This is a genomic window from Alkaliphilus peptidifermentans DSM 18978, from assembly GCF_900101495.1.
GTDB classification, from domain to species: domain Bacteria; phylum Bacillota; class Clostridia; order Peptostreptococcales; family Natronincolaceae; genus Alkaliphilus_C; species Alkaliphilus_C peptidifermentans.
Genome location: NZ_FMUS01000020.1, coordinates 84,687 through 92,241, shown reverse-complemented (window position 1 = coordinate 92,241; position 7,555 = coordinate 84,687). Strand labels below are relative to the sequence as shown.

The 7,555-nt window shown below is 34.6% G+C and carries 5 protein-coding genes and 1 pseudogene; 1 reads left to right on the top strand and 5 read right to left on the bottom strand.

Annotated features, from left to right (window positions below; translation table 11 throughout):
- Window positions 1-228 (top strand): annotated as a pseudogene (locus tag BLP68_RS14270) (hypothetical protein); the annotation flags it as partial.
- Between the two features lie 443 nt (window positions 229-671).
- On the opposite strand, the gene BLP68_RS14265 reads toward BLP68_RS14270, so the two are convergent.
- The 5 genes from BLP68_RS14265 to BLP68_RS14245 form a co-directional block, all read right to left on the bottom strand.
- Complete coding sequence (locus BLP68_RS14265; protein ID WP_091545158.1) at window positions 672-1,862, bottom strand: S-layer homology domain-containing protein; 1,191 nt, start codon at window positions 1,860-1,862, stop codon at window positions 672-674.
- A gap of 492 nt (window positions 1,863-2,354) precedes the next feature.
- Complete coding sequence (locus BLP68_RS14260) at window positions 2,355-3,098, bottom strand: MgtC/SapB family protein (RefSeq protein WP_242876999.1); 744 nt, start codon at window positions 3,096-3,098, stop codon at window positions 2,355-2,357.
- Between the two features lie 47 nt (window positions 3,099-3,145).
- A complete protein-coding gene (locus BLP68_RS14255) occupies window positions 3,146-4,669 on the bottom strand; it encodes a BCCT family transporter (protein ID WP_091545155.1) in 1,524 nt (507 codons plus the stop codon).
- Between the two features lie 306 nt (window positions 4,670-4,975).
- Window positions 4,976-6,577: a BCCT family transporter gene (locus BLP68_RS14250; protein WP_176759043.1), complete on the bottom strand. Its 1,602-nt coding sequence runs from the start codon at window positions 6,575-6,577 to the stop codon at window positions 4,976-4,978.
- Between the two features lie 125 nt (window positions 6,578-6,702).
- Entirely contained in the window at window positions 6,703-7,407 is a 705-nt protein-coding gene (locus tag BLP68_RS14245) for a glycerophosphodiester phosphodiesterase (RefSeq protein WP_091545152.1), read from the bottom strand.
- Window positions 7,408-7,555 lie beyond the last annotated feature (148 nt).

The window sequence follows — 7,555 nt, the reverse complement described above, 5'->3', positions numbered from 1 at the left end:
CTTCTACTAAGACTGCTACAGAGGGAAACCGACAACAGATATTCTACTAAAACATTGGTAAATGCCATGAATAGTATTTCTGGGACTTACGTAGACAAGAATTATTACATGTTTGACTATTACGATGAAGTTGTTGAAAATTTAGGAAAAGCAACTAACATAGATTTCTCGAAGAGATTTATGACCTTAGGAGAAATTAAAAACATCATATCTCAAACCAAAAAATAATCTGTAGAACAACAGACTAGTGAGTAAGTTAAAAAGCCCGTAATCTTTGAAATACAAAGGTTATAGGCTTTTATTTTCCCTCCAAGGTGTAAAACTCAAGATATTAATACTACCGAATTTAAGTATTATTGTCAACAGATAGGTTTTCATAAGACTGAAAAATTTTTTTATGGTTTATTCAATTGTGTATTCTATATGATATTCATTCAAATTAGTTCACATATCTTTATCTAGTCTCATATTAATAGATAGAAAATACATAGCAACTCCTCTCCAGCAAGAATTATGCATTTTTTTTTGCAGGAGAGGATTTTCACTGTTACATAATCTCATAATCTTATATCTTTGTCCATGCGCTACCATCAAAAACATAGGTTTCCTCTTGGAGTAATTTTTAATTTTTAGCTTACACTGTCTACTATGCGATAATGAGTAGATTAATTTTATTTTCTACTTTGTATTACCTTATATACTAATTCACTTAACTCTCCTCTTGTTATATAATCCTTTGGGCGAAACTCTTTATTTTCTTCATCCATCAATACTTCTGTGGCAATAAAAAACGCTATAGGTCTTAAAGCTTCAGTGCGTATTTGAGTGCTATCCTTAAACTTAATTGGTATAATTAAGGGCTCCTCCTCATTTATTTTTATACCTAAACCATTAAATAACATTATAATTGCTTCTTCTCTAGTAATAGTCACCTTAGGATTAACATTATTGTCTTGATCAGCTAAAATAATGTCGTGCTGATAGGCTGTAGTTATATAGTCTTTAGCCCATTCCGACATATTATCCCAGTCTTCCACTATAGCTGTCTCCTCCACTAATTCTAATCCTAAACCATCTATCAAAATCTTTGCCACCTGTTCCATTGTTATAAACGAATCAGGTTGAAACATATTATGTCCTACACCACTTACAATTCCCATTTCGTATAATGCTTCTATGTATTCTCTTTTAGGATGATCTATTATGTCCTTAAAAATAACATCGGGTTCATCATTTAAATCCCCAAAGTGATGAATTTCTGGAGTAGGGATCTTAAGACTACCCTTTGGCAGCCCGCTACTAGGTAATAAGCTGGCATCAATAGAAGTAATTGACTGATCGTATTTATCTCTTATTAGCTGAAATATCTGCTCCTGATAGGCCTTATCTCCTGACACATTGGGATTATTTCTAGCCACCCAACCATTATATCCCCATAGGGCAAAATACCAATTTTCCAATATGTTGGGGTCCATGTCACCTATTGTAGGATATATTCTTCCTGTAGAATACCATCTACCCAATAGAACATCTGCTCCTGCTTCAATATTATATCTTATATCATTTCTTAGCTTGTCCTGATCTAAATGCTTATGTACTCTATTAATCTGCATTATCCCTGTGTTACCAGCTGATACAAAGGGTTGTCCATTACTGTCAAATTGTTGATATCTGCTTTCTTTCCAAGCGATGGCCTTAAGAATAACAGATGGAATGTTTTTTTCCTTTGCTACCTCTTCAATAATCTCCTCTATTTCTTCATAGCTTAAATTATTCCCTTCCCCAAAGCTTTGAGTTATTTGAATACTTATGAGCAATATACAGATTAAAATAAAAGCGATTTTTCCTCTTCTTTTTCTCATCCTACTACCTCCTAAATATTCTAAGCTATTTAATTAGCGTATAAAGCTTAGTTTAACAAAAAAAAATAATCAGACTATTACTGATTTCTTAATATTATATCATAAAATTCAAAAAAAAACTTTTTGTAGATTGTTCATTTATTGTCAAGGGTTAGAAAACCCTACACTTACACGTTTTATTTTTTTTAAAAAAGAATCCTATACCTAGGATTGAGGTTGTTGAAAAAGTCAACAATATTCAGACTGTTCAAAATTCTTCAAATTCAAGGCGCAAATTATAATGATCCTCATTACTTGTCGCTTTATTTTAGTGTTCTATATGTCATAAAGCGACAATCCATGAAATAAGCGCACTGCCATGAAATCAAAGATTTCAGCCATCTGCTTACTACAGCGTATACATAATACGTAAAGGTGCTGAGTTTTTGCAGCAACGAAGAAGATGGAGGATTTTCAACAGTCTGAATCCTATACCTAGGATTCGTAATTCAATTAATAATTACCTGTATATTCACTGGTTTCAATATTTCTTTCATTTCCCTCCCATGCAACACCTTCTACAGAGTTTACCCTAGTGATTTCCTCAAAGAATTTTGAGTTATTCAATACTCTTGGAATTTTAACAGTAAAGTGAATCTCAATGACACTAGGTTCATCGATCTCTGCCTCGTTATCTTCTGAATCGTCCCTATATATTCGTATATCCTTTATGATGATATTATGAATACCCAAAATTTGTCCAATATCACCCATCAACCCAGCTCTTTCTCTACATTCCACAATTAACACCTTATATTTCTTTTTAAAAATTCTTTTTTCTAATACGCCTAAACTAATTAAGGTAAATAGTACAATTGCAGCTGTAACTAACCCGCCTATATAATATCCATTACCAATGGCTAAACCTATACACCCGCATACCCATAGGCTTGCTGCTGTTGTTAAGCCTCTAATATTGTTTCCAGTCCTTAAAATTGTTCCGGCACCTAAAAATCCAATACCACTAACCACTTGAGCTGCCAACCGGGCCGGATCTCCTCCACTTCCATCGACACCAAATCCAATAAACCCATACATAGAAATTAGCATCACAAGACAGGCACCTAAAGTAACTAAAACATGAGTTCGTAAACCAGCTGGTCTATTATTCGACTCTCTTTCCATCCCAATAAGACCACCTATTATTGCAGATAGTACTAATCTAAAAACAATTTCCCAATTATAAATATCTACCACATCCATCCCTCTTTCTTTGCAAAGTACCTGTAGACAAAACTAAATCATCATTCTACTGTGTTTTTTTGATCCATTAAAATTATACTATCTTTTTCTCTTTTCTCGTCTTTAAGGGCTTTTCCTAATGAAAACATTGAAAATATCATTATAAACACAAAAGGAAATGCTGCTACTATGGAGGCTGTTTGTAAAACCTCTAGGCCTCCTGCCAGTAATAGTGCCATAGCCAAAAAAGATTGAAGAAGTCCCCATATTATCTTTTTACTATTACTTGGATTTGGGTTACCGTTAGATGAAAGCATACCTAGAACAAATGTAGAGGAATCTGCAGAGGTAACAAAATATGTTGCTAAAAGTACCATAACAATTAATGATAATAGCCTTCCTAAAGGGTAGGTATCTATAACAACAAAAAAAGCTGTTGAAGTTGTTTGTATAGCTTCAGTGGCTATTTCAGTTCCCACCTTCATTCCTATAGTGCCGAAGATTGCAAACCAAAAAAATGAGCCTAATGATGGAATTATTAATACCCCCATAATAAATTCTCTGATGGTTCTTCCCTTCGATATTCTAGCAATAAATGTTGAAACAAAAGGAGTCCAAGCTATCCACCATGCCCAATAGAAAATGGTCCAATTTCCTAGCCATTGACTGCCATTAAGTAATTCTTTTATAGGTAGACTATCATGTATAATGTATTTAAAGTATTCAATAAAGCCAATCAAGTAGTTTTTAAGTATCTCTGTAGTTGGGCCAACTGCTATTACCAATACAACTAGTACTAAGGTAATTACCATATTTATGTTAGACAATTTTTTTATTCCTTTATCTAAACCTCTAATTGCAGAAGCCATAAAACAAATAGTTACAATCACTATTATTATTATATGAGTTTTTGTGCTTTCGTCAATATTATAGAGGTATTTTAGTCCACTATTCATTTGCAATACCCCTAGGCCTAAGTCTGTGGCAATACCAGCTATTGTTGCAAATATCGCCAGAATGTTTATTGTATGACCTATGGTTCCATTTGCTCTCTCTTCTCCTATTAAAGGAATAAAAATACTGCTTATTAAAGCGGGCTTACCCTTCCTAAGCTGAAAATATGCAATTGCTAAAGCCAGTAAAGTATAATTTGCCCAAGCATGTAACCCCCAATGAAAATACGAGTAACGAAAGGCCATACCCATAGCGCCATTGCTGGCTGATATTATGTTGTTATCTGGAGGGTGTATAAAATGATTTAAAGGCTCTGCCACACCCCAAAATATGAGACCTATAGCCATACCTGCACTAAATAACATAGCAAACCATGATAGGTTTGAGTACTCTGGAGTTGAATCATCTGGGCCTAGCCTCAATTTCCCATACCTACTAAAAAGTATAAATATACAAAATAATAAGAATGAAGAAACAGCACCTAAGTATAACCATCCAAAATATCTAACTAAAAAATTAAAGGCTGTTGCTGATTTATCACCTAAGCTCAAAGGATTTAATATGCCCCACGCTCCCATAATCACAACAACTAGCAGGGAGCAAAGGAAAACTGTATTTTGTTGTTTTTTCATTTTGTTACACCTCTAGTCAAAATCTACTTTACTAATAGAAGTTTTAGAAAATATGCAGACTGATGAAAAAGTCACAGATTCGAGGCGCATATTATAATGATCCTCATTACTTGTCTCTTTATTTTAGTGTACTATATGTCATAAAGCGACAATCCATGAAATAAGCGTACTGCCATGAAATCAAAGATTCCAGCCATCTGCTTACTGCAGCGTATGCGTAATACGTAAGGGTGCTGGGTTTTTGCAGCAACGAATAAGATGGGCGTTTTTCATCAGTCTGACGCAGACAAATTGTCTGCGTAATTATTATGCCTTCACTTTTTCTGATTTTTCCTTTGGTTTTAATAATCCATTCGAATTATCACTGTAACCATCCCTTTTCATTAAAATGAAGAAGGATACTGCCACCAAAATTAAAACAAACATTAATGGGAAGGCTGCAACTATAGAAGTGGTCTGTAATGGTTTCAATGCATTTAGTAGCAATAATGAAATAGAGATTGTTCCTAAAACTAATGCCCAAAAGAAGGAATTCCATCTAGCTGGCTCTTCACTTTGCTTTAGCTCTTTAGTGGTTACAGACGCTAATGTAAAAGCAATGGTTGTTTGACCTGTTACCATAGAGATAAATGCTAGAAGTGTAAATGCAGCCAATAAAATGGTCCCTAGGGGAGCCGCTGCAATTGTCTCAACAATTGCCCATTCAACACCAATATTATCAAAAATTCCAATAACATCCAAGGCTGGCCCAGAGAATCCAGCTGGATTCATTGAGCTTAATTGTAGCCCCATTGAGAAATTACCTAAAATAGCAAAGAAAATCCAAGAACCTAGGGTTCCCCATAAAACAGAGCCTAAAACCACCTGCCGTATTGTTCTTCCCTTTGAAATTTTTGCAATATATAATCCCATTGCTGGTGCATAAACTACCCACCAAGCCCAGTAGAATACCGACCACCATTGTGGATGCTTTGATTGTCCAACTGCATCGGTCCAAAAACTCATTCTTACAAAGTCTTGCATAATTAAACCAACAGCAGATGTGGTGTGATTAAGTATGAATAAGAAATGTCCACCAAAGAATAGTAGGAATCCTAATACTCCAAATGCTAAATATACGTTAAGATCAGACATTCTTTTTATTCCTTTTTCTAACCCAAATAATAATGTCAAGCCTATTGATAATGTCCAGAAGGTAATTACTGCAATCTCCAATGTTTGCGTATGGGCAATGCCTGTCAGCTTACTTATTCCAGCTGTTAGCATAGGGGTTCCTAAACCCATAGAGGTTGTTACCCCTCCTATCAGGCCAAACACGAAAAATATATCTATTGCTTTTCCAATAGGTCCATCGACTTTATCTCCTAATACTCCTCTTGTTGCCTCTGATAATCTTAGAATTGGTTGCTTTTTAACATGATATACATAGGCAATTGCAACTGAAACTACTGCATACATGGCCCAAGCTGTAAATCCCCAGTGGAACATACCATAGGCTGGTGCCCATTCAGCTGCTTGCCAAGAGCCTACAGCTGCACCAAAGGGTGGTGATTTCCAATAATAAACCCATTCGATGGTTCCCCAATATAACAAGGATGATCCAGTGCTTGCAGTGAATATCATGCCTATCCAGGAAAAGGTGGAAAAATCAGGCTTATCCTCTACTCCCCCAAGCTTTACATTCCCATACTTACCAAGTATTAAATATATTGCACTTATGAAGGCAGCTAGAGTAAACCATATATATGTCCACCCTAATTCATCTGTCATATAAGCAAATACTCTGTTTAGTTTTGCAAGGCTTTCAGTGGGGTTAACAACAAAATAAATTGCTAAAAGAAGTGTAATCGCTACAGATGGAATAAAAACAATTTTATCCACCTTTGGCCCTTTAAAAATTTTACTCAAATGTATTCCCTCCTATCTATTTTTTACTTGCATTTACCAGTACCTTTATAACTTCCTCCCTTCACTGTTAATTTTTATTTAGTGGGGTCATTAGATAATTCCAAAGACCACAAACTGAATTTAAATTAAATGATTTCTGGATAATTGGAGAATATTGCATCAACCCCCATTTCATATGCTTCCTTTGCTCTGTCTGGACAGTTTATTGTATAACTAAAAACCTTATATCCATGAGCATGGGCATCCTTAACAAACCCTTTGCTTAAGTACTCTTCTGTTGGATGAATACTGTAGACATCTAAATTGTGTATTCTTATATAGCTCCAAGGCTCTATTATATTTGCATAGATTAAGAGACCTATTTTGATTTCCTTATTTAAGTCTCTTATGTTTTTTAGTACATAGTGATCGAAGGAAGAAATTATAACATCCTTCATTCGGTCATACTTAATTACTAAATCTAGAACTTTTTTTTCTATCTTCCCTTGATGTATTAGGAGATTCTTAATTTCAATGTTTATTAAAACTCCCTTTGGTATGGCTTGAAGCACTTCTTCTAGTGTAGGAATCCTTTCACCCACAAAGCTTTCATCAAACCAAGTACCTGTATCTAATGACTTTAGCTCCTTTAATGTCATGTCTTTAACATAACCACTACCATTTGTTGTCCTATCAACAACATAGTCATGAAATACTATTACCTCTTCATCCTTACTAAGTTGAACATCTAACTCTATACCACTACAGCCCTTCTCCAATGCCATTTTAAAAGCAGCTATAGTATTTTCTGGCCCATGGGCCGATGCTCCTCTGTGGCCTATAACAAGCATTAATTATCCATCCCTTCACTATTGAATTAGGAAACGTTTTCCTTTTATTTTTAACCAGCATTTTAACATAAAAAATATCCTATATTATTTTTAAAATTATAGCATTAAGAATTTTAAAAAATAATATAGGATATTAACTTTTGTTATA

Coding starts and splice junctions, on each gene's coding strand:
- BLP68_RS14265 (WP_091545158.1), bottom strand. CDS start 1,862: ATGAGAAAAAGAAGAGGAAAAATCGCTTTTATTTTAATCTGTATATTG.
- BLP68_RS14255 (WP_091545155.1), bottom strand. CDS start 4,669: ATGAAAAAACAACAAAATACAGTTTTCCTTTGCTCCCTGCTAGTTGTT.
- BLP68_RS14245 (WP_091545152.1), bottom strand. CDS start 7,407: ATGCTTGTTATAGGCCACAGAGGAGCATCGGCCCATGGGCCAGAAAAT.